General features: G+C 71.2%; 17 protein-coding genes. 7 read left to right on the top strand and 10 right to left on the bottom strand.

The genetic code is table 11. The features are described 5' to 3' along the window. The first annotated feature begins 78 nt into the window (after nucleotides 1-78). Nucleotides 79-2016, top strand: a complete 1938-nt coding sequence (locus ABZ471_RS04190; protein ID WP_359062179.1) for an MFS transporter — start codon at nucleotides 79-81, stop codon at nucleotides 2014-2016. A 31-nt stretch (nucleotides 2017-2047) separates the two neighbouring features. Here ABZ471_RS04190 and ABZ471_RS04185 read toward each other — a convergent pair whose 3' ends face one another. Further along, the gene (locus tag ABZ471_RS04185; protein WP_359062177.1) at nucleotides 2048-2896 is read right to left on the bottom strand and encodes a hypothetical protein; all 849 of its coding nucleotides are present in this window, start codon (nucleotides 2894-2896) and stop codon (nucleotides 2048-2050) included. Nucleotides 2897-2988: 92 nt separating this feature from the next. Here ABZ471_RS04185 and ABZ471_RS04180 point away from each other — a divergent pair, with 92 nt between their 5' ends. The 3 genes from ABZ471_RS04180 (at nucleotide 2989) to ABZ471_RS04170 (ending at nucleotide 6136) form a co-directional block, all read left to right on the top strand. Further along, nucleotides 2989-3777 carry an SDR family oxidoreductase gene (locus ABZ471_RS04180; protein ID WP_359062175.1) on the top strand — a complete coding sequence of 263 codons (789 nt, stop codon included), beginning with the start codon at nucleotides 2989-2991 and terminating at the stop codon, nucleotides 3775-3777. A 159-nt stretch (nucleotides 3778-3936) separates the two neighbouring features. Then, on the top strand, nucleotides 3937-5508 hold the full coding sequence (locus ABZ471_RS04175) for a sodium:solute symporter family protein (protein WP_359062173.1): 1572 nt from the start codon (nucleotides 3937-3939) through the stop codon (nucleotides 5506-5508). A 40-nt stretch (nucleotides 5509-5548) separates the two neighbouring features. Beyond that, nucleotides 5549-6136: a hypothetical protein gene (locus tag ABZ471_RS04170; protein WP_359062170.1), complete on the top strand. Its 588-nt coding sequence runs from the start codon at nucleotides 5549-5551 to the stop codon at nucleotides 6134-6136. Between the two features lie 2 nt (nucleotides 6137-6138). On the opposite strand, the gene ABZ471_RS04165 is transcribed toward ABZ471_RS04170, so the two are convergent. Beyond that, on the bottom strand, nucleotides 6139-7254 hold the full coding sequence (locus ABZ471_RS04165) for an ADP-ribosylglycohydrolase family protein (RefSeq protein WP_359062168.1): 1116 nt from the start codon (nucleotides 7252-7254) through the stop codon (nucleotides 6139-6141). Between the two features lie 451 nt (nucleotides 7255-7705). Then, nucleotides 7706-10648, bottom strand: coding sequence for a tetratricopeptide repeat protein (locus tag ABZ471_RS04160; protein WP_359062166.1), 2943 nt, complete (start codon nucleotides 10646-10648; stop codon nucleotides 7706-7708). An 84-nt stretch (nucleotides 10649-10732) separates the two neighbouring features. On the opposite strand from ABZ471_RS04160, the gene ABZ471_RS04155 reads away from it, so the two are divergent. Continuing rightward, nucleotides 10733-11275: a DUF2165 domain-containing protein gene (locus ABZ471_RS04155; protein WP_359062164.1), complete on the top strand. Its 543-nt coding sequence runs from the start codon at nucleotides 10733-10735 to the stop codon at nucleotides 11273-11275. On the opposite strand, the gene ABZ471_RS04150 is transcribed toward ABZ471_RS04155, so the two are convergent. From ABZ471_RS04150 to ABZ471_RS04140, 3 genes are all read right to left on the bottom strand, one after another. Beyond that, a complete protein-coding gene (locus tag ABZ471_RS04150; protein ID WP_359062162.1) occupies nucleotides 11268-11831 on the bottom strand; it encodes a L,D-transpeptidase in 564 nt (187 codons plus the stop codon). The two genes, ABZ471_RS04155 and ABZ471_RS04150, sit on opposite strands and share 8 nt — an antisense overlap. A 69-nt stretch (nucleotides 11832-11900) precedes the next feature. Further along, nucleotides 11901-14486, bottom strand: coding sequence for a bifunctional FO biosynthesis protein CofGH (locus ABZ471_RS04145; protein ID WP_359062160.1), 2586 nt, complete (start codon nucleotides 14484-14486; stop codon nucleotides 11901-11903). Beyond that, nucleotides 14483-15388, bottom strand: coding sequence for an LLM class F420-dependent oxidoreductase (locus ABZ471_RS04140; RefSeq protein ID WP_359062158.1), 906 nt, complete (start codon nucleotides 15386-15388; stop codon nucleotides 14483-14485). The genes ABZ471_RS04145 and ABZ471_RS04140 overlap by 4 nt, the downstream gene beginning before the upstream one ends. A gap of 155 nt (nucleotides 15389-15543) precedes the next feature. Between ABZ471_RS04140 and ABZ471_RS04135 the strand changes: the two genes are divergently transcribed. Then, nucleotides 15544-17055 (top strand): CehA/McbA family metallohydrolase, encoded by a 1512-nt coding sequence (locus ABZ471_RS04135; protein WP_359062156.1) that lies wholly within the window; start codon nucleotides 15544-15546, stop codon nucleotides 17053-17055. A gap of 12 nt (nucleotides 17056-17067) precedes the next feature. On the opposite strand, the gene ABZ471_RS04130 is transcribed toward ABZ471_RS04135, so the two are convergent. From ABZ471_RS04130 to ABZ471_RS04115, 4 genes are read right to left on the bottom strand one after another with little or no spacing between them, the layout of a single operon-like run. Continuing rightward, a complete protein-coding gene (locus tag ABZ471_RS04130; RefSeq protein ID WP_359062154.1) occupies nucleotides 17068-17448 on the bottom strand; it encodes a hypothetical protein in 381 nt (126 codons plus the stop codon). Between the two features lie 32 nt (nucleotides 17449-17480). After that, nucleotides 17481-17978, bottom strand: coding sequence for a protease inhibitor I42 family protein (locus ABZ471_RS04125; protein ID WP_359062152.1), 498 nt, complete (start codon nucleotides 17976-17978; stop codon nucleotides 17481-17483). A 12-nt stretch (nucleotides 17979-17990) separates the two neighbouring features. Further along, complete coding sequence (locus tag ABZ471_RS04120) at nucleotides 17991-19568, bottom strand: peptidoglycan-binding protein (RefSeq protein WP_359062150.1); 1578 nt, start codon at nucleotides 19566-19568, stop codon at nucleotides 17991-17993. 10 nt (nucleotides 19569-19578) lie between these two features. Next, nucleotides 19579-19953 carry a hypothetical protein gene (locus ABZ471_RS04115; RefSeq protein ID WP_359062148.1) on the bottom strand — a complete coding sequence of 125 codons (375 nt, stop codon included), beginning with the start codon at nucleotides 19951-19953 and terminating at the stop codon, nucleotides 19579-19581. 163 nt (nucleotides 19954-20116) lie between these two features. Here ABZ471_RS04115 and ABZ471_RS04110 point away from each other — a divergent pair, with 163 nt between their 5' ends. Continuing rightward, a complete protein-coding gene (locus tag ABZ471_RS04110; protein ID WP_359062146.1) occupies nucleotides 20117-20515 on the top strand; it encodes a nitroreductase/quinone reductase family protein in 399 nt (132 codons plus the stop codon). Nucleotides 20516-20519: the final 4 nt, after the last annotated feature.

The raw sequence follows: 20519 nt of genomic DNA, 5'->3' as shown, positions 1-20519 counted from the left end.
CGAACTGGACGAGAAGCGGCCGGGAACACCGAGGGACGCGGCCGAGAACAGAAGACGGGACACGGGGAGTGCCTTCAGGTGGCCACAGCGGAGCCGACACGCACCGACGACGCCGATCCGGACCCGGGATCCGGCTCGCGAATACGCCTGTCCACGGCTGACACGGACGGTCATCACGAGGACCGCCCGGACCGTCACGCGGACGGCGACACGGGCAGTGGGGCGGACCGCCGGACGGACCGCGGCCAGGACAGCCCCACCGCGGCCCCGCCGGCCGGGCTCGCCCGTCTCCTCGCCGCCGCGGAACCTCTCCGCCAGCGGCTCCTGCTGCACCCCGTGCTCTCCCTCACCGCCCTCTCGGGCGCCCTGCACATCATCTGGTTCTTCACGTTCGCGAACAGTGGTGGCGACCTCGCGGCCCAGGACGCCTGGGCGGAGTTCGTCGGCCGGCATCCGGACTCGGCGTACAACCTCGCCTGGTACGGGGGCATGCACCCGGTGTCGTACAGCGTGGTGTCGCCGTATCTGATGTCGCTCCTCGGCGTCCGTACGACGATGATGATCGCCGGGACGGTCTCGGCCGGCCTGCTGACCCTGGTGCTGATCCGCAGCCGTGCGGTGCGGAACCCGCTGTGGGCCTCGCTCGCCGGGGTCTTCGCGCTGATCTGCAACGCGATCTCCGGGCGGGTGACCTTCGGGCTCGGCACGATGTTCGCGCTCGGCGCCGTCGCGGCCGTCTTCTGCTGGCCCTACCGGTGGCGGTACAAACGCTGGGCGAAGGCCCTGGTCGCCGCCCCGCTGGCCGCGCTCGCGACGATGGCCTCGCCGGTCGCGGGACTGTTCGTGGGCCTGATCGCGGCCGCGCTGTTCCTGCAGAAGAGGAGGCCCGGCGCGTGGGCGCTGGGGCTCGCGCCCACGGCGGTGGTCGCCGTCTCGGCGTGGCTGTTCCCGTTCTCGGGCACCCAGCCGATGACGATCGGCTCGGTGATCATGCCCCTGCTGTACGGCCTGCTGTGCCTGTTCCTCGTCCCCAAGGAGTGGATCACCGTACGGCTGACGGCCGCCGTCTACAGTCTCGGGGTCGTCCTGGTGTGGCTGATCAGCTCGCAGATCGGCTCGAACATCTCGCGCCTGCCGATGCTGTTCGCGGGTGCGACACTGATCGCCGCGCTGCCGTTCACGGTGCCCCGCTCGCGCAGGTTCTATGTGACCCTGCTGGCGTTCCTGGGCAGCGTCGGCTGGATCGGCTTCAAGTCGGTCGACGACATCATCCACACGACCCCGGCCGCGTCCTGGGCGCGTGAGCTGGCCCCGCTGGTCAACCAGCTCCAGAAGGTCGGCGCGGAGAAGGGCCGGGTCGAGGTGGTCCCGGTGCGCTCGCACCGCGAGGCCTCCGCACTCGCGCCGGACTTCAACCTGGCCCGCGGCTGGAACCGGCAGGCCGACATGGAGCGCAACCCGCTCTTCTACGACGACACGCTGAACTCGGCGAACTACCACGAGTGGCTCCAGCGGTGGGCCGTGCACTTCGTCGTGCTGCCCAAGGACGACCCGGACGGGGACGGCGGCGAGCGCGAGCGGGCGCTGCTGCGGCGCGGGATGCCGTATCTGAAGCAGATATGGGGCGACGCCAACTGGCAGCTGTTCCGGGTGACCGACCCGGCGTCGCTCGCCGAGCCCAACGCGGTGGTGGACCGGGCCGAGCAGGGCGAGATGACCCTTGAGGTGCGCAAGGCCGGGCGGATCCTCATCAAGATCCCCTACTCGCCGTGGCTGAGCGTCGTCGACGAGAAGGGCAAGAGCCTGAAGGCGCCGCAGGAGACGGAGGCGTCCAAGCACCGGGCCGAGGGCATGCCGAAGACGTACGACAACGTCAACGGATGCCTGATGGAGACGCCGGAGGATGCGAAGGGGGACAAGTGGACGATGCTGGTCGCTCCGCGGACCGGGACGTACCACTTGGCTGCCCCCTACCAGCTGCCGCGCGGTACTCCGTGCCCCGACGAGCTGAAGTGACCCTCTGGGGGCCTCCGCCCCCAGGCCCCCGCTAGCTGCGAAGCTCCGCCACGTACCTGTCCGTGCCCGGCACCGTCGGGATGAACGGGGCCACCAGCTCCACCCGGCCCAGGCCTGCCTCGGTCACCTGCTCGTCCAGCCCGGTGAAGTGCCCCTCCCAGCACTCCCGCGGGTCCGTCTCCAGGAACCACAGCAGGGTCAGGCGGGTGTCGACTCCCTCGACCTGCCTGACGTAGGTCATGCGGTCGCCGGGGAGGGGGGTGGGCCGGAAGACCGTGACCATCGCGGCCGGGGAACCTGCCAGGCGGCGGGGCAGACGGCGGGTCCGGAGCCACTCCAGCAGTTGTGCCCGCTGCTCGGCCGAGTCCGCGTCGATCACCTCCACCACCAGGCCCGCGTACGGATGGTCGAGGGCGTGGAAGTCCCTCGGGCCCGCCGCACCGTCCCGGTAGACCGTCGTCTCGTGGTCCTGGAAGGCCGTGAAGACGTGGATGCGGTCGTGGTAGACGCGGGCGTCGCGGTTGAGACGCTTGTTGATGGCGACCGTCCACTTCATGTGGTCGTCGTAGCGGCCCTCGGTGATCCAGTACGTGGAGAGGTAGCAGCCGGCGGTGACGGGCCGGGCGACGGCCGACTTCTCCGGGTAGCGCAGGAGTTGCAGGTCGCGGGTGGCGACCCAGCGGCGGCCTGCGTACATCCAGGGCATGGCCATGGCGCCGGCGTAGTAGTGGTCGTCCTCGTACCAGCGGTTGTAGGCGTACTCGTGGCCGGGGTGCGGCTCGACCATGGTGATCAGGGCGTGGCCGGGGTGGACGCCGTAGGGGCCCACGGCGGCCAGTTCGGCGTACGTCTCACTACGGGTGTCGGTCTCCTCGGGCATGAACGCTCCTCCCCTTCCGTCCTCCTGCACTCGCCCATACTCTGACGGTCCGTCAGATGATGCGCCAGAGCCAGGACAGCTGGAGGTCCGCCATGTCACTGCTCGCAGGCAAGACCGTCGTCGTCTCGGGGGTCGGGGCCGGACTCGGCCATCAGGTCGCGGCGGCCGTCGTCCGGGACGGCGGGAACGCGGTGCTGGGGGCGCGCACCGAGGCGAACCTCGCCAAGAGCGCGGCCGAGATCGATCCGGACGGCGCGCGCACGGCGTACCGGGCGACCGACATCACCGACGAGGGGCAGTGCGAGGCACTGGCCGGGCTGGCCCGGGAACGCTTCGGCTCGGTCGACGCGGTGGTGCATGTGGCCGCCTGGGACTCCTACTTCGGCGGGGTCGAGGACGCGGACTTCGCGACCTGGCGGTCGGTCATCGACGTGAACCTGCTGGGCACGCTGCGGATGACGCGGGCGTGTCTGCCGGCGCTGAAGGCAGGCGGGGGCGGGTCGGTGGTGTTCATCGGGACACAGTCGGCCGTCGCCGCGCCCTCGCAGGTCAGGCAGGCCGCGTACGCCGCCTCCAAGGGGGCGCTGACCAGCACGATGTACTCACTGGCGCGGGAGCTGGGCCCCCACCGGATCCGGGTCAACACGGTGCTGCCGGGCTGGATGTGGGGGCCGCCCGTGCAGGCGTACGTCCAGTTCACCGCGCACACCGAGGGGGTGCCGGAGGCGGAGGTGCTGGCGCGGCTGACCGAGCGGATGGCGCTGCCGGAGCTGGCGACGGACGGGGACGTGGCCGACGCGGTGGCGTTCCTGGCCTCGGACCGGGCGCGCGCCATCACAGGACAGTCGCTGCTGGTCAACGCGGGTGAACTGATGCACTGAGGCGTCACCAACTCTGCATGGTTGTTCATGTGTGTGAATGGAGGTCATCACAACGAACATTTTTACCCGCTCTTGACCTTCCGCTTTCTTGCCGTACGTACACCTCCGAAACCAGAGTTCACATGCCTGACCCTGGATGCGAACCCTGGAAGGGGACACATGAACGGTCTCGACTGGGCCGTGCTGATCGGCTACTTCGGAGTGATGGTCGCCATCGGCGTCTGGTCGCACAAGCGCGTGGACAACGTCAGCGACTTCTTCACGGCCGGCGGCAAGATGCCCTGGTGGCTGTCCGGCATCTCGCACCACATGTCGGGCTACAGCGCGGTGATGTTCACGGGCTACGCGGGAATCGCCTACACCTACGGCGTCACCTCCTTCATCACCTGGTCCTTCCCGATCGCGCTCGGCATCGCCATCGGCTCGAAGCTGTTCGCGCCGCGCATCAACAGGCTGCGGTCCAGGCTCCATGTGGCCTCCCCGCTGGAGTACCTGAAGAACCGCTACAACCTCCCCACCCAGCAGGCGCTCGCCTGGTCGGGCATGCTGCTGAAGATCGTGGACGTAGGCGCCAAGTGGGCCGCGATCGCCACCCTGTTGTCGGTCTTCACGGGCGTGTCCCTGAACCAGGGCATCCTCATCACCGGCGCGATCACCGCCGTCTACTGCACGATCGGCGGCCTGTGGGCGGACGCGCTGACCGAACTCGGCCAGTTCCTCATCCAGTTGCTGGCCGGCGTCTCGATGTTCGTCGCGGTCGTACTGAAGCTGAACGACAAGAACATCGGCTTCTTCGGCGCCTGGGACGAGCCCGCGCTGCACGGCCACGGCAAGCCGCTGGTCGGCCCGTACGGCACGGTCTTCCTCCTCGCGTTCCTGTTCATCAAGCTCTTCGAGTACAACGGCGGCATGCTCAACCAGGCCCAGCGCTACATGGCGACGGGCAGCGCACGCGAGGCCGAGCGCTCCGCGCGCCTGTCGGCGATCCTGTGGCTGGTCTGGCCGGTCGTCCTCTTCTTCCCCATGTGGATGTCCCCGCTCCTCGTCCACGCGCAGAAGCCGGACGGTTCGGACTCCTACGCCCTGATGACCGAACAGCTGCTGCCGCACGGCCTGTTGGGCCTGGTCATCGTCGGCTTCTTCTCGCACACGATGGCCATGTGCTCCTCGGACGCGAACGCGATCGCCGCGGTGTTCACGCGGGACGTGGCGCCGGTGCTCTCGGCCCAGGCGCGGTCGTGGACCGAGCGCTCGGGTCTGATCGCGGCCCGCGTGACCACGGTTGTCTTCCTCGGCCTGTCCATGGCGGTGGCGACGCAGGTCAACTCGCCCGCTTTCAAGGACATCATCACGGTCGTCATCAAGTGGGTCGCCGGTCTCATGGGCCCGATCGCCATCCCGATGATGCTGGGTCTGCTCCGCACGTTCCGCCGCTCCGGCCCGACGGCGGCGCTCACCAGCTGGGCGGCGGGCCTGCTGGCCTTCTGGCTGGTCAACTACCCCATCAACTGGAGCGTCGACGGCGGAGTCCCGCTCCAGTACCAGGTCTCGATCCCGCTGGCGGTCTCCCTGGTCCTGTACATCCTGATCGGCTACCTGAAGCCCGAGGACACCCCCGAGCGTCTGGCGATCATCGAGAAGCTCAACACGGACGGGGACGGCGCCGCGGCGGTACCGGTGCCGGCGGGGGCGGGCGACGACGTCGTGGGTGCGCCCAACCAGCCCCTGTAGCCTGCCGGTTGATCACCAACTTGGCACGAACGGGGAAATCATGAGCATGGACGCGGTGCGGGCGGCCTCCCGAGTGGTGGGCCGCCGTACCACTCTGCGCTATCTCACCATCGGGGTCGGAGCCTCGCTGCTCGCCGCGTGCAAGGGCAACGACAAGGCGAAGGGTGACAACGAGGGCGGCGGCAACTCGTCAGGGGTGTCCGGGGTGACGGGCAGGGCGTTCGCTGCCTTCGTACGCGGCTCCTGGAAGGTCACCTCGCAGATGCCGGGCGCCAACGGCGAGACGCACGCGTACTCCGCAAACGTCGACGACGGCGTCTTCACCCTGGACTTCGGTGGCGGGAAGACGGCGAAGGGCACATGGTCGCTCCAGGGCGGGCGGCTGGCACTGCGGGTGCCCGAACGGCTGGGGGACGACAGCGGCGAACTCTACGACGCCGCCGCCGAGAACGTTCCGGCGACGGTCGGTGACTCCGTGGCCGTGGGCCTGCCCTGGCAGCCGCCCGGCGAGTCGGGCACCGGTTCCGGCCAGCGGCTCGAAGTGGATTACAACACCAAGGCCGGCGTACGCATCCGTCACTTCGATGCGAGCGGCAGCATGACCATCCACCACGGCGTCCGGGCCTGAGGTCACGCCCGCGGATACCGCGCCAGCCACCCCGGCGACGACCCCGCGGGGCCGTGCAGTGCCGGTCCCTGGGTCATCTCCATGGCGAAGTCGTCGGCCAGTTCCAGGAGCGTCGGCCGCCCTTCCAGCTCGGTCAGCCAGGCCGGCGGGAGGGCGGTTTCGCCGTGGAGGGCGCCGAGGAGGCCGCCGGTGAGGGCGCCCGCCGCGGCCGAGGGGCCGCCCTGGTTGACCGCGAGGCACAGGCCGTGGCGTACGTCCTCCCCCACCAGCGCGCAGTACACGGCCGCGGCCAGCAGCCCGTCCGCCGTGCCGTCGCCGGCCAGTTCCTCCACCCGTCCCGGGCCGGGCAGGCCTTGCCGTACCGCGCCGAGCGCGTGCTGGAGGGCGTCGGAGACGGGCTGGTGGCCGGGGCGGGCGGCGAGCAGGGCGAGGGCCTGCTGCACGGCGCTGTCCAGGCTCTCGCCGCGGGCGAGGGCGTGCACGATGACGGCGTACGCGCCCGCCGAGAGGTAGGCGATGGGGTGGCCGTGGGTCTGGGCCGCGCACTCCACGGTCAGCTGGACGACCAGTTGGGGTTCCCAGCCGACCAGCAGGCCGAAGGGCGCGGAGCGGGCCACGGCCTCCGGGCCCAGCTCGCCCGGGTTCTTCGGGGTCTCCAGCGTGCCCATGGTCTCGTCGCCGAGCCCGACCAGGAGGGACCGGGCCGGGTCGCGGCGGGCGTACAGCCACTCCTCGCGGGCCAGCCAGCCGTCGTCCTTGCGCCGCTCGTCGGGCCCCCAGTCCCGCTGGGTGGCCGCCCACCGCAGATAGGCCCGGTGCAGATCGGTCGGCGGATGCCAGGCGCCGGTGTCCCGGCGCACCTGGGCGCGGATCAGCCCGTCGACCGTGAAGAGGGTGAGCTGGGTGTGGTGGGTGACCGTGCCGCGCCGCCCCTGCCCGAAGGCCAGGTCGAGCAGCCCTTCCGCGCCGTACACGGAGCGGATCTCCTCCAGGGCGAGCGCGTCGGCAGGCCCGCCGAGCGCGTCGCCGACGGCCGCGCCGAGCAGGGTGCCGCGCACCCGGCTGCGGAAGTCCTGCTGCTCGGCGCGTCCCCAGACGGCACCGGAAGTCGCACCCACTCAGACCTCCTCACAGCACCGTCCGTACGTACGACGCTCAGCACTGTAATCGACCGAGGGCGATCGATTCACGGGGGCAAATCGGCCCTGCCCGGTCATTCCCGCACAGCTAGGAGCGCTTCGACCTCGTCCAGGATCCGGTCGAGGCCGAAGTCGAGCGGGTCGAGACGGGAACCGGTCGGCGTGACGGGCGAACAGCTCGCCGGTGAGACGGATCCACTCCCTGTCCTCGGGGGCGCTGCCGGCGTCGGAGCGGGGTCAGCCGTACCAGGCGACGTTGCAGACGAAGATGCACCCGTGGCGGGGTACCGCGAGGAAGCCGATGAAACCACGACCGCCGAGGATGTCGAACTCCGCGCGGTATCCGAAGAGCGTTCGGGATCTGGCCGCAGCAAGGCGCCCGACTCGCCGTCACCGGCGCCTCCTGGACGGAGTTCCTCGCCTTCGCCGCTCACTCCGCAAAGCGCGCCCGCATCGCGTCCCTGGCCGCAACCACCCGCTCCAGCCGGGGCGCGAGCCTGGCACGGTCGATGCCGGGGCTGTGCAGCAGGGTGTCGAGGCCGTCGGCCAGGGTCGCCAGGTCAGGCCACTCGTGCGGTACGGCAAGCGCGCGGTGCAGTTGGTTGTCCAGTTCGGGCCAGTCCTGGAGACCCGCGCTGATCAGCACCTCGACGAGGTCGTGCGGGATGTCGGGACAGGCGCCGGGTTGCCGAGCCGACTGCGCGCAGCTCGTCCACAGCGGGCGGGCGGCGGCTACGCCCTGGTGCCCGCTCACCGCGAGGGCCACGGTCAGGGCCGCGCCCAGCCGGACGTGCGGACGGACCTGGGCCGGCTGCTGACGGGCCCAATCGGGATCCCCGCCCAGCGAGAGGTACCGCTCCAGGTCCGAGCGGGCCCGCTCCAACCGGCCGACTGCCAGGTCCGTCCCGATCTTGTTCGCCAGGGCCCACGCGCCCTCGGGATCCAGTTCCACCGCGTGATACGCGTCGGCGAGCGCCTTGTCGTAACTGCCCTGGCGGCGTCGCACCTGGGAGCGGTGCACCAGGGCCCAGGGGTAGTCCGGGGTGCGGCTCAGCGCACGGTCGAGGTCGGCCAACGCCTCTTCGTCGCGGCCCTGTTTGCCGTACAGGGCACCCCGGCTGGCGTACACGGAGGGGTAGTCGGCATCCAGGTCGAGGGCCTTCTGGTAGTCGGCGAGCGCCTCCTCCTCGCGGCCGACGGCGCTGAGCGCGTCGCCCCGCTCGCACAGCACCCAGGGTGCCTCGGGGGATAGAGCCACCGCGTGGTCCAGGTCGGCGAGCTGCTGCTCGCGTTCACCGCGGGACCGCCGTAGCCGGGCCCGCCGGACGAGGCCCCAGACGAAGTCCGGGTCGATCTCCAGCTCACGGTCCAGGTCGGCGAGCGCGAGGTCGTACCGGCGGAGCGTGTGGTGAGTGACACCCCGGGCGGCCCAGGCGCCCCGCAGCGTCGGGTCGAGCTCGATCGCCCGGTCCAGATCCTGCAGGGCGGCGTCGTAGCGCCCGCACATCCGGTGGTAGTCGCCACGGGACGCGAGGTACCGGGCGTTGTCGGGTTCCTGGACGAGCACGTGGTCCAGGTCCTCGACAGCCCCTTCGAAGTCCCGCAGTTCGGCGCGGACGACGGCACGGCCGTGGCGGGCGAAGAGCAGCTCGGAGTCGAGGGCAACGGCCCGGTCGTACTCGGACACCGCGCGCTCGTGCTCGTCGGCCACCCGGAAGAGGTTGCCCCGGACGGCGTGCGCGATGGACCGGGACGTGGTGTCGAGGGCGGCATGGTCGAGCAGCAGGCCCAGCGCGGGGGCGGCGGTCGGGTCCTCAAGGGCGTGCAGCAGTTTCCGGCCCCAGTCCGTCACCGTCTCGGCCTGGGCGTCCGTTCCGGCCTCCACCAGCATCCGGGCCCAGCGGCGGGCCTCCTCCTCCCCCTGGCCGCAGGCCCGCACCACGGCTCCGAGCACGAACGGCAGCGCGGTCCGCTCCCCCGCACACAGCCGGTGATACGCCTCCGCCAGCCGCAGTTCCCGCCACGCCTCGTCGGCCCAGGGATCGGGCAGACCTGCCTGCCGCTCCTCCCGCCACCCCCCGAAGGTCTCCGCCAGCCGCCCGTGCCGTTCCGCCCATTTCCGCGGTGACCGCCTACGCTGCAAGCGCAGCATCGGCGCCCGTACGACATCGTGGTACTGCGCCCGTTCGCCCCGTTCGCTGACGAACGGCATCCCCCGTAACCAGTCGTACAGGGCCTCGGCCTCGTCCTCCGCGCAGTCCGCGGCCGCCCGGAAGACATCGGCGTCCAGTCTTCGCGGCAGCGCACAGGCCAGGGCCACCGCCCGGCGCACCGGATCCGGCTCCCACTTCAGGAACCGTTCCACCGCCGTGGCGCTCGGGTCCCCCACGTCGTCCGGGTCGGCCGGGCGGGCCTCGGCGAGGGTGGAGACGAGGACGGGCAGGCCGCCGGTGAGGCGGAGCACCTCGGCGACGACCGGCTCGTCCCGCACGCCCCGGTCGGCGAGCAGGCCCCGCGCCTCGGACTCGGTGAACGGGCCGAGCGGCAGGTCGGCCACGAAGTCGGCGAAGCCGCCCCAGCGGGCGGTGTCGAAGGGACGCTGGCCTGCGGTGACCACGATGACGTTGGCCGGGAGCGCGCCGTAGCGGTCGGTGGTCATCAGCTGGTGCAGCCAGCCGTCCAGGAAAGGGCCGGTGCGCTCGTACGTGTCGAAGTGGAGGACCAGCCAGGGGACCGACGCCGTCACGTCCGCCAGTTCGTCCAGCAGCTTCGGGGTCAGGACCCGCTCGGGGGACAGCACCAGTTGCACGTCCTCCTGGTTGCGGAAGCGTGCGCTGAGCCTCGACCTCAAGCGGGCGGCGCCGTCCGCCAGTTGACCCGCGTCCACCGCTCCGACGAAGGCGCCGGCGCCGGGGACGAGGGCGCCCACTCCCGCCATGCCCAGCCGGAGGGCGGTCGTGGTCAGCGGAGAGGGGCCTTCGGGAGCGGGTTCCAGCGTCGCCGCCTCGGCCTCCGCCTCGTGCCGCCGCTCCCGATGGGCGACCAGCATCTCCTCCAGCTTCTTCAACCGGTGGCCCTGCTGGGCGAGGTGGTGGCAGATCGCCGCCATCGCCTCCGGCACGCTCCCCGCGCCCTCGTCGACGTACGCCGTCAGCGCGCCCCGCTCCCGCGCGATCTGCTCCAGCTCCCGCACCAGGAACGTCTTTCCGACGCCCGCGTTGCCGTGCACATGGAAGAGGAAACGGTGACGTTCGTCCTCCGGTGGAAGGTTCAAGTTCTCCCGGAACGCGGCCCGTTCGTCGCTCCGGCCGACCAAGCCGGCTCGTCTGCGCCGCGCGATCAGCTCCTGCATCGACGGCCGTGCCTGCGCCATGCGTACGCCCCTCCCCGCAGTCCGCCCTTCATTGTGGCTCAATGCGCGTGGGAGGAGCGGGCGTTCGTCGGGGAGAATCCAGCCATGACCACCACCCCCACCACAGCCACCACCCCCACCAGCCGCACCGCCGGTACCGGTGCCGCCCTGGCCGCCGGTGTGCTCACCGGCATACTCGCGCTCTACATCGCCCTGGTCGCCCTCGGGAACATCACCGACTTCGGGACCAATCAGCAGTTCGTGCGGCACGTGCTCGCGATGGACACGACCTTCAAGGACGACAACCTGATGTGGCGGGCGATCACCAGCACCGCGCTCCAGGACACCGCCTATGTCGCGATCATCGTGTGGGAGAGCGTGGCCGCCCTCGTCCTCATCGGGGGGACGTACCTCTGGGTGCGGCGGGACGCCGCGCGTGCCCGACGGTTCTCCACCTACGGGCTGCTGATGCTCGTCCTGCTCTTCGGCGCCGGGTTCATCGCCATCGGCGGGGAGTGGTTCGCCATGTGGCAGTCGAAGACCTGGAACGGGCTGGACGCGGCGACCCGGGTGTTTCTGCTCAGCGGAGTGGCGTTGATCGTCAACCACCTGCCGGGCGGGCGGGCGGAGCAGACCCCGACTACGTGACGACCGTCACTTTGGTGCCCAGGTCGCCGAAGGACCAGAGCGCGGCTCCGTCTTCTTTGCGGAGGCGGATGCCGCCCCGTTTCTGGCCGTTCGCCGGGGGCGGCGAGGCGCCGTCGAGGGCGTTGGAGAAGGCTATGTTCACGCCGGACGCCTTGGTGAAGTACATGACGTGCTCGATCTGGACGCCGTCCGAGCCCTGGATGGACTGCGTACGGTTGATGATCGAGTAGCGGCCGGGCTGCGGGCTCACCGTGCCCGGCCACACCGTGAACGTACGCGACGTCTTGCCGGTCGCGTCCACCACCCACACCCGCTGCTCGCGGAGCGAGTACACGATCCGGCGGCCCGTGCCCGACCCGTCCGGCAGCGCGGGCGGCGCCGACGGCTTCGGCGAGGCGGACGCGTGGGTGCCCGCCGACGCCGACGGGCTGGGCTTGGCCGTCGCGGCCGTGGGAGTCGGCCCGTGGCTCGCCTGTACCGCGAGGGCGACGACGACCGCGGTCGCCCCCGCCGTCAGACCGGAGACCCAGGCCCACGAGGGCAGTCGGGCAGCCACGGGTACGCATCTCCTCCGCTACGGGTCCCCTCTCAGCACGAGGGTCGGATCATCGTACTCAGTCCGGGGTCAGTCCAGGACCGGCAGGAGGTCGGGCAGGTGGCCGTCCGAGGCCGCCGCCGCCCGCTGCCGTTCCTCGGACACCTCTCCGTACAGGGTCGTACGCGGCTTCGCCGGACGGCCGGCCGCCTCGGCCACGGACATCAGGTCCTTGATCGACTTGTAGGAGCCGTACGACGAGCCCGCCATGCGGGAGATCGTCTCCTCCATGAGGGTGCCGCCGAGGTCGTTCGCGCCGGAGCGGAGCATCTCCGCCGCACCCTCGCTGCCCAGTTTGACCCAACTTGTCTGAATGTTGGGGATGTAGGGGTGGAGGAGGAGACGGGCCATCGCCGTCACCGCCCTGTTGTCGCGCGTGGAGGGGCCAGGCCGTGCGATGCCCGCCAGGTACACCGGTGCGTTCGTGTGGATGAAGGGGAGCGTCACGAACTCCGTGAAGCCGCCCGTGCGCTGCTGGATACCGGCCAGCGTGCGCAGATGCCCGAGCCAGTGGCGGGGCTGGTCGACATGGCCGTACATCATCGTGGACGAGGACCGGATGCCCAGCTCGTGGGCGGTCGTGATCACCTCGATCCACGTCGCCGTGGGCAGCTTGCCCTTGGTCAGCACCCAGCGGACCTCGTCGTCCAGGATCTCCGCCGCCGTCCCGGGGATGGAGTCCAGCCCCGCCTCCTTGGCGGCGGACAGCCACTCCCGGATCGACATCCCGGTGCGGGTCGCGCCGTTCACCACCTCCATCGGCGAGAAGGCGTGGACGTGCATCCCGGGGACCCGCTCCTTCACCGCCTTGGCGATGTCGAAGTAGGCGGTGCCCGGCAGGTCGGGGTGGATCCCGCCCTGCATGCACACCTCGACCGCGCCCACGTCCCAGGCCTGCTGGGCCCGGTCCGCCACCTGCTCCAGCGACAGCGTGTACGCGTCCGCGTCCGTCCTGCGCTGTGCGAAGGCGCAGAAGCGGCAGCCGGTGTAGCAGACATTGGTGAAGTTGATGTTGCGGGTGACGATGTAGGTGACGTCGTCACCCACCGCCGACCTGCGCACGTCGTCGGCCACCCGGCACAGCGCGTCCAGCGCCGGGCCGTCCGCGTGGAACAGGGCCAGGGCGTCGGCGTCCGTGAGCCGTGTGGGGTCGTCGGCCGCCGTGCGCAGGGCCTGGCGGACGTCCGTGTCGATGCGTTCCGGTGCCATGCCGGGGGCGGCCGCCTCGCGCAGCGCCTCCCAGTCGCCGTAGACCTCGTCGAAGTCGTCGCGCCGGTCGGTCGTACGGCCCTCGGTGTCGATCGCCGCGTGCAGGTCCGTGCGGCCGCTCGCCGCGAACGCCTCCTCCGGCTCCTGCCACGGGTGTCCCTCGACCACCGCGTCCGGACGTGCAAGGCCGGTCTCCGGGTCGGCGAGCGCGTCGACGTGCGGGCGCAGGCGCGGGTCCAGCCAGGGTTCGCCGCGACGCACGAACTCCGGGTAGACGCAGAGGCGTTCGCGCAGCTCGAAGCCGGCGGCCCGCGAGCGCTCGGTGAGTTCCTCGATCTGCGGCCAGGGGCGTTCGGGGTTGACGTGGTCGATGGTGAGCGGGGAGACCCCGCCCCAGTCGTCGATGCCGGCGCCGATGAGCCGCTCGTACTCGGAGTCGACGAGGTTCGGCGGGGCCTGGAGGCAGGCGCTCGGACCCATGAGGTGCCGGGCCACGGCCACCGTGGCGACCAGCTCGTCCAGTTCGGCGTCCGGCATGCCGCGCATCGCCGTGTCCGGCTTGGCGCGGAAGTTCTGGATGATCAGCTCCTGGATGCCGTGGTAGGCCCGGGAGACCTTGCGGAGGGCGAAGAGGGATTCCGCGCGCTCCTCGTAGGTCTCGCCGATGCCGATCAGCAGGCCGGAGGTGAAGGGGACCGAGGAGCGGCCCGCGTCCTCCAGCACCCTGAGCCGCACGGCCGGTTCCTTGTCCGGGGAGCCGTGGTGCGGGCCGCCGGGCTCGGACCAGAGCCGGGTGGCCGTCGTCTCCAGCATCATGCCCATGGAGGGGGCCACGGGCTTCAGGCGCTGGAAGTCCGTCCAGGTCATGACGCCCGGGTTGAGATGGGGCAGCAGGCCGGTCTCCTCCAGGATGCGGATGGAGATGGCGCGGACGTAGGCGATGGTGTCGTCGTAGCCGTGCGCATCCAGCCACTCGCGCGCTTCCGGCCAGCGGTCCTCGGGCTTGTCGCCCAGGGTGATCAGGGCTTCCTTGCAGCCGAGGGCGGCGCCCTTGCGGGCGATGTCGAGCACCTCGTCGGGGGACATGAACATCCCGTGGCCCGCCCGGCGCAGCTTGCCGGGGACGGTGACGAAGGTGCAGTAGTGACACTTGTCCCGGCACAGCCGGGTGAGGGGGATGAAGACGCTCTTCGAGTAGGTGATGACACCGGGCCTGCCCGCCGCCTCGAGCCCCGCGTCCCGCACCCGGGCGGCCGACGCGGCGAGGTCGGTCAGGGCCTCGCCGCGGGCCTGGAGGAGCACCGCCGCCTCGGAGGTGTCGAGGGCGACGCCGTCCCGGGCACGTTTGAGGGCGCGACGCATGGAGTTCTCGGTCGGGCCGGTTCCGGAGGTCGCGGAAGTCGTCATTCCCTGAGCATACGTTCGGGCTGGTCAGCGGAGCGGGGTACCTGGGCGGCTCCGCTCCCCAGGAAACCGGCGTACTCGTCCAGCACCCGCAGCACCTCCGACTCCCCCGCCGACGGGAGTTGGACGACGGTCTCCTCGATGCCCAGTTCGGCGTAGTGGGCGAGCTTGCCGGGGGTGGGGTGGACGGCGTACGGCACCACCTGGAGGGCGGCCGGGTCGCGGCCGGCGTCCGCCCAGACGGACCGCAGCACCGGCAGCGACTCGGTGAGCCCACGGCCGCCGATCGGCAGCCAGCCGTCGGCGTACTCGGCGATGTGCGCGAACAGCTTGGGTCCGGCGGCCCCGCCGACGAGGGTGCGGGGGCCGACGAGGGGGCCGCGCGGCTTCTGCACCGGCTTGGGGAACACGAAGCTCGGCCGCACGCTGCCGAACTCCCCCTCGTGGCCGACCGGTTCCTCGGACCACAGCGCCCGCATCAGCGCCATCCGGTCCCGGACCAGCTCCCGGCGGCCGCGCCACTCGACACCGTGGTCGTCGGCCTCCTCGACGTTCCAGCCGAAGCCGAGGCCGAGGGTGAAACGGCCGCCGGAGAGGTGGTCCAGGGTGGCGATCTGCTTGGCCAGGCCGATCGGGTCGTGCTGGGCGACCAGCGTGATCCCGGTGCCGAGCGCCAGCCCCCGGGTGACGGCAGCGGCCTGGCCGAGGGCGACGAAGGGGTCGAGGGTGCGGCCGTACTCACGCGGCAGGTCGCCTCCGGCCGGGTACGGGGTCGTTCGCTCCACGGGGATGTGGGTGTGTTCGGGGAGGTACAGCCCGGCGTAGCCGCGCTGCTCGAGTTCGCGGGCGAGACGGGTGGGGGTGACTGTCTCGTCGGTGAGGAAGATCGTGACGGCGATGCGCATGGGTCTCCTGTACCCGGTGCGGCTCCAACTGTCCATACCAACTGGTCGGCATCGACGACGGACGCCGCCGCTCCACGACGCCTCCCCTGCGCTCGAAACCCGCCGATTTCCTTCTCTTCCTTGCGAGTTCACGCCCACGGGGAACGCTTGCGGGTATGTGTGACGACGACGCAAGACTCGGAAGACGCGCCCTGTTCGTGACGGGCGCCGCGGCCGCGCTTACGTTAAGAGGCGTGACCTTCGCGAGAGGGGCGGACGACATGCGCCAAGCCGAGACCCGTACGGTACGCGGGACTCTGCCGCCCGGCTCGCCCGACTTCGTGTACGTGCCCGTCGACGTACCCGAGGGCACCAGGGAGATCAAGGTCTCCTACACCTACGACCGCCCGGCCGTCCCCGCCGGCACCCCGGGCAACGCCCTCGACATCGGCATCTTCGACGAGCGGGGGACCGAGCTGGGCGGGAAGGGCTTCCGCGGCTGGTCCGGCGGGGCCCGGACGGAGTTCTACGTCCGGGCCGACGACGCCACACCCGGCTACCTCCCCGGGACGATCAACCCGGGCACCTGGGAGATCGCCCTCGGCCCCTACACCGTCGCCCCGCAGGGGCTGTCGTACGAACTCACGATCACGCTCTCCTACGGCGAGCAGGGTGCCGTACCCGAGCCCGTGTACCCGCGGCAGCGCGCCAAGGGCCGCGGCCGGGACTGGTACCGCGGTGACTGCCATCTGCACTCCTGGCACTCCGACGGCCGCCGCACCCCCGCCGAGATCGCCGCGCTCGCCCGCGCCGCGGGCCTGGACTTCATCAACAGCTCCGACCACAACACGCACACCTCGCACGCCCACTGGGCGGACGTCGCGGGCGACGACCTGCTGGTGATGCTGGGCGAGGAGATCACCACCCGCAACGGCCACGTCGTGGCGCTCGGCACGGACCCCGGCACCTTCGTCGACTGGCGCTACCGGGCCCGCGACAACCGCTTCGGCAGGTTCGCCCGCCAGATCCGCAGGTCCGGCGGCCTGGTCGTCCCCGCCCACCCGCACGCCACCTGCGTGGGCTGCAACTGGAAGTTCGGCTTCGGCGAGGCGGACGTCATCGAGGTGTGGAACGGGCCCTACACGCCCGACGACGAGGTGGCGCTGGCCGACTGGGACAGCATGCTGGTGGCGTCCGCGCGCGAGGGCCGGGCCTGGATCCCGGCGATGGGCAACAGCGACGCCCACCGTGACCCCGACCCGGTCGGCACGCCGCAGACCGTGGTCCTCGCCGACGGGCTGACCCGGGAGGCGATCCAGGAGGGCCTCAAGGCGGGGCGCTCGTACGTCGCCGAGTCCGCCAAGGTGGCCCTGTCCTTCACCGTGAGCGGCGGGCGCGGCGAACACGCCGGGATCGGTGAGCGGTTGGAGGTCGGCCGGGACGCCCCGGTGACGGTCCGCCTGGAGGTCTCCGGCGCCCCGCGCTGCTCGGTCCGTCTCGTCACCGACCAGGGCGTGCTGTTCACCGGTGCCCCCCTGCCGGTGACCGGTTCGGGGGTGGTGGAGTGGCGCACGACCCCGTCGTACGCGGCCTACGTCCGCGCCGAACTGCGGCACGAGACGGCGGCGGGACCGCTGCCGGGGGCACTGGCCGCGTTCACCAACCCGATCTTCCTGGGCCGCCGGTGACGGTGGCCGTGCCTACCGGCGGCTGTTCCGGCGCATGCCGATGATCTCGGCGACCGTGTCCAGCCACCGGGCGACGCGGTCCTCGCCCTCCGGTGTGGTGACCATCGTCGCCGCGGTCTCCAGCCAGTCGCGCAGCACCGCTGCCGCCTCCCGGGACGGCAGCGGTTCCGGCAGCCCGGCCGCGTACGCCGGACCGCCCGCCCGCACGATCTTTGCGACGAAGGCCACCGAACGCGGCACCACGCCGAGCCGGTCCAGGGTGACGGCGGCGGCGACGGCGCCGTCACCGAACAGGGCGGTGCGGAAGGCGTCCTGGGTGAGGCCGTAGCGGAGCAGGACGGCCACGTCGGTGGCGGCGAGGACCTCGTCGTCGGTGCGGGATGCGGAGGGCATGGGGAACGCTTCCGGTTCTCGGGTGGGGTGGGTCAGCGGACCGTGATCGTGTAGACGAAGAACGCGGGCAGGTCGTCCGGTGTGCCGGTGGCGGTCGGGAACGGGCTCATCGTGGTGGTACCAGGGGCGGTCGCGTTCGGGAACGGAGCCGCCGACTCGGTTCCGCTGTGGCAGCCGGCCATGGGGCAGTGCAGGAGCTTGACCGTGGCCTTGCCGGGCTTGAGCGCCGTGAAGTCGAAGAACTGGGTGCCGTCGCCGGAACCGACGAGATCGCTGTCGCCGCCCTTCTCCTCCTCCCGCTTGCCCCGGTACTTCAGGATGCCCGCGTCCGGCCGGGGCTCGGCCAGGTACCAGTTCTGCCCGATCGCGGGATTCGCCGGCACCGTCAGCGTGAACTCGTCCCCCGCATCGACCGTGATGGCCTCGCGCTCCTTGGTGCCGTACTCATCGGCTCCCCCCTGACCACCGCAGCCGGTCAGGACGAGGACTGCGGCTGCCGTGGCGGCCAGGGAGGTCAGTACGGTGCGCATGTTCACGGTTGCTCAGCTCTGCTGGATGTAGACGGTGTCGACGTTGCCCTTGTGCGCGGCCGAGTAACGGTCGTCCGCGGCCGCGTGGAGGTCTCCCTTGATGAAGTCCTCCTCGCTGACCCAGGTGGTGACGCCCCAGGGGTTGTAGATCTGGAGCCTGTCCCCCTCCTGACCGATGATCATCATGCTGTGGCCGTGCCGGTCCTTGTTCTCGTCGTACCGCTCGATGTTGATGGGTACGGGCTTGCCCTCGGCGACGGACTTCTCGATGTCGGGCAGAACGTTGCGCCGGTCGTCCTCGCCACCCATGTTCTGGGCCTCGTAGTGATCGCCGGTGTGCGGGCTGAGCTCCTTGTTGGAGATCTCCACCTGCCCGTCCTTGTCCATGCCGGACGGGTGCTCGTCCCACCACCAGCCGGAGTTGTCGCCGTCGCCCTCTTCGTGCAGGCGGAGCTGTTCGTCGGTCAGGCGCTTGCGGAAGTGCTCCGGGTCGTCGTCCGTGCCGTCGGGGCCGCCGGTCAGCTCCAGGGCGTACACGGGATCCACGAGGGCACGCGCGGTGACCGTGGAGGAGGGCACGCACGTCTCGCCGTCCTGGTCCCACAGCTTGCCCTTGAAGGCCTGCTTCTCCTGCTCCTTGGCCGACGGGGCGTTGCCCGTCGTCACCGGCGCCAGGTGCTGCTGCAGCCACACCGGGTCCTTGCCGTGGATCTTCTTCGCGAACGTGTCGACCTCGTCGACGGAGTTGCCCGCGGCCAGGGCCTTCATCAGGTACGCCTTCTCCTGCGGCGTCTTCGCGTCCGCCAGGAGGAGTTCCATCCGGGCCTGGTCCGCCGCAGACAGCTTCTCCATGGCGCGCCCGGACCGCTCCAGGTCGTTCGCCGTGAGGATCTCGTTCAGCTCGGGATCGCCGCCCGCATTGCTGGTGTCGGCGAGCATCAGCCGGTCGACCGCGGTCAGGTCGTCGGTTTTCATCTTGCCGGCGCGGGCTTCGGCGGCCCACTTGTTCAGGTCGCGGGCGGCATGGCGCGCGGCGTCGTCGGCGGTGACGGCGGCGTCGTGGAGCAGCTTCACGCCGGAGGAGGCCACGGCGCGGGCCTTCAGCCGCTCCGACTCCTCCTCGTCGTCCTCGTGCAAGTCGTCGAAGAAGCCGTCCTTGCCGCCCAGCATGCCGCGCGCCTCGCGCAGCTTGGCGCGGCCCTCGCCGTCGCCCTTCTGCGCGACCTTGAGCCAGTCGGCCAGGTTCAGCAGGGCGTTGCCGCCGCCCCGGAGCGCCTCGGACATCTGCACGGCGGACCGCGAGGCGGCGGAGATCACGTCGGAGGCAAGGACGCTGGTGTCGCCGACCCACACGTCCGGCAGGCCCTTGCGGGCCACCTTGTCGACTCGCTCGGAGACACCGATGGCGTGGTCGGCCTGTCCCCGGTAGCGCTTGCCCAGCGTCTCCAGGGTGGCCGGGTCGCCCACCGGGGCGGACACGGCGAGCGCGGAGTCGATCGCGTCGATCAGGTCGTTCTTGCTGCCGGCCGAGGCGATGTCGCCGCTCAGCCCGGCCAGCCGCTTGCGGCGGTCGGTGGTGGATTCCGTCATCGGGCGGTCCTCAGTAGCTCGACAGGGCGGAGGGACGCTCGGCGTACGCGGGCATGGTGCTCACCCCGGCGTCGGGCACGCGGACATGCGCGGCCTGTGTCCCGACGAGGTGGTCGCTGCCGCCGTAGGCGCCCTTGGCCGCACGGACCTTCTTCCCGAGCTCGTGCAGCGCTTCCTCGAGCGTCTTGGACTCCGCCTCCCAGGCCGCGGCGTACGTGTTGAACGCCTGCCCGGAGTCGGAACCGCCCAGCGCGTCCAGCGCGTAGCAGAGCGTGGGATTGATCGCCTGCGCGATCTTCCCCGCGTCGTCGCCCGCGCCGTCCAGTTCCTTCGCCTGGCCGGACATACCGGACTTGACCTGATAGCCGTCCGAAGACGTGCCCATATCACTGCCCCCCGTTGCAATCGATCACGACCGCGGGGGAGGCTAACACGCCCCAGCCGTACGCCCTTCCACGAAGCACCCGCCCCGCACAGAGCTGCCACAGCACCCACGCGAGCTTTGCGGACGGACGCCGTCCGTGGAGAAGAGCAGGAGAGTCCGAGACATGTCACGCACCGCCGCCGACCTCAAGCGGCAGATCCTCACGCGCCTGCAGCGCCATGTGGCCAACCCGCTCAACCGGCGCATCCCGACGCAGACCGTCCTGGAGACCACCGGCCGCAGGTCCGGCCTGCCCCGGCCGACGCCGGTGGGCGGGAGCCGGGTCGGGGACTCCTTCTGGCTCGTCTCGGAGTTCGGGTTCAAGTCGCAGTACGTCCGCAACATCCAGGCCGACCCGCACGTCCGCATCCGGATCCGGGGCCGCTGGCACCACGGCACCGCGCACCTCCTCCCGGAGGACGACGCCGCGGCCCGGCTGCGCTCCCTGCCCCGCTTCAACAGCGCGGCGGTACGGGCGTTCGGCACCGACCTGCTGACGGTACGCGTGGACCTGACGGACTGAGCCG

Origin of the sequence: Streptomyces sp. NPDC005728 (assembly GCF_040630895.1) — a bacterium.
Classification (GTDB): domain Bacteria; phylum Actinomycetota; class Actinomycetes; order Streptomycetales; family Streptomycetaceae; genus Streptomyces.
Note: the sequence above shows the minus strand (reverse complement) of the source record. Positions and strands in the feature narration are given on the sequence as shown.

What these genes read in the sequence shown, in the direction of transcription:
- ABZ471_RS04135 (WP_359062156.1), top strand. Translation starts at nt 15,544, where the DNA reads ATGTGTGACGACGACGCAAGACTCGGAAGACGCGCCCTGTTCGTGACG.
- ABZ471_RS04125 (WP_359062152.1), bottom strand. Translation starts at nt 17,978, where the DNA reads ATGCGCACCGTACTGACCTCCCTGGCCGCCACGGCAGCCGCAGTCCTC.
- ABZ471_RS04155 (WP_359062164.1), top strand. Translation starts at nt 10,733, where the DNA reads ATGACCACCACCCCCACCACAGCCACCACCCCCACCAGCCGCACCGCC.
- ABZ471_RS04185 (WP_359062177.1), bottom strand. Translation starts at nt 2,896, where the DNA reads ATGCCCGAGGAGACCGACACCCGTAGTGAGACGTACGCCGAACTGGCC.
- ABZ471_RS04120 (WP_359062150.1), bottom strand. Translation starts at nt 19,568, where the DNA reads ATGACGGAATCCACCACCGACCGCCGCAAGCGGCTGGCCGGGCTGAGC.
- ABZ471_RS04110 (WP_359062146.1), top strand. Translation starts at nt 20,117, where the DNA reads ATGTCACGCACCGCCGCCGACCTCAAGCGGCAGATCCTCACGCGCCTG.
- ABZ471_RS04115 (WP_359062148.1), bottom strand. Translation starts at nt 19,953, where the DNA reads ATGGGCACGTCTTCGGACGGCTATCAGGTCAAGTCCGGTATGTCCGGC.
- ABZ471_RS04175 (WP_359062173.1), top strand. Translation starts at nt 3,937, where the DNA reads ATGAACGGTCTCGACTGGGCCGTGCTGATCGGCTACTTCGGAGTGATG.
- ABZ471_RS04140 (WP_359062158.1), bottom strand. Translation starts at nt 15,388, where the DNA reads ATGCGCATCGCCGTCACGATCTTCCTCACCGACGAGACAGTCACCCCC.
- ABZ471_RS04145 (WP_359062160.1), bottom strand. Translation starts at nt 14,486, where the DNA reads ATGACGACTTCCGCGACCTCCGGAACCGGCCCGACCGAGAACTCCATG.
- ABZ471_RS04160 (WP_359062166.1), bottom strand. Translation starts at nt 10,648, where the DNA reads ATGGCGCAGGCACGGCCGTCGATGCAGGAGCTGATCGCGCGGCGCAGA.
- ABZ471_RS04130 (WP_359062154.1), bottom strand. Translation starts at nt 17,448, where the DNA reads ATGCCCTCCGCATCCCGCACCGACGACGAGGTCCTCGCCGCCACCGAC.
- ABZ471_RS04180 (WP_359062175.1), top strand. Translation starts at nt 2,989, where the DNA reads ATGTCACTGCTCGCAGGCAAGACCGTCGTCGTCTCGGGGGTCGGGGCC.
- ABZ471_RS04170 (WP_359062170.1), top strand. Translation starts at nt 5,549, where the DNA reads ATGAGCATGGACGCGGTGCGGGCGGCCTCCCGAGTGGTGGGCCGCCGT.